The organism is Paracraurococcus lichenis (assembly GCF_030657435.1).
In the GTDB taxonomy this organism is placed as follows: Bacteria; Pseudomonadota; Alphaproteobacteria; order Acetobacterales; family Acetobacteraceae; genus Paracraurococcus; species Paracraurococcus lichenis.
This window is the reverse complement of sequence record NZ_JAUTWS010000439.1, coordinates 1-569: the sequence shown is the minus strand read 5'-3', so window position 1 is coordinate 569 and position 569 is coordinate 1. Positions and strand designations below refer to the sequence as shown.

Here is a 569-nt window from a genome sequence, read left to right as displayed (position 1 = left end):
TGGACACGCCCGAGCCGCCCAGCGCCCTGACCAGGTCATCGACGGCGCGGGTCGACACGTCGTGCACATAGGCCTCCTGGATCACCGCCGTCAGCGCCTTCTCCGCGGTGCGCCTGGGCTCGAGAAAGCTCGGCAGGTAGGAGCCCCGGCGCAGACGGGACCTCTCCAGTTCGATCCGCCCAACCCGGGTGTCCCAGGCCCGGGCACGATAGCCGTTGCGCTGCACCAGTCGGGCGGGATCACGCTCCCCGTGCCCGGTGCCGGTGTCGTTTCCGTGCTTGGGGTTCCAATTCGCAACCAGAACCTTGGCCGGAGATCGACGATGGCCACCCCTCCGGGGGGGGCGTTGTGGATAAGTGGCCTGCCTGCGCTCAACCCTTGATGGTCGCTCCGGCAGGCCACTTATACCAGCCCGCTTAGCGGCTGACACATGCCCACTTTCTGGTGCCAAGGGAACGGATGACGTCTGGAGTGTCGGTCAGGAAGTCCCAGGCTTGCTTGCAGGCGGCGTTGATAGCCGCCTCGTCGTCCCAGACGACGTTGGAGAGCTTGTTGTCGCGCAGATGGTT

1 pseudogene is annotated in these 569 nt (G+C 66.3%); it reads right to left on the bottom strand.

Annotated features, from left to right (window positions below):
- Positions 1-265, bottom strand: a pseudogene (locus Q7A36_RS40695) (transposase); the annotation flags it as partial.
- Positions 266-569: the final 304 nt, after the last annotated feature.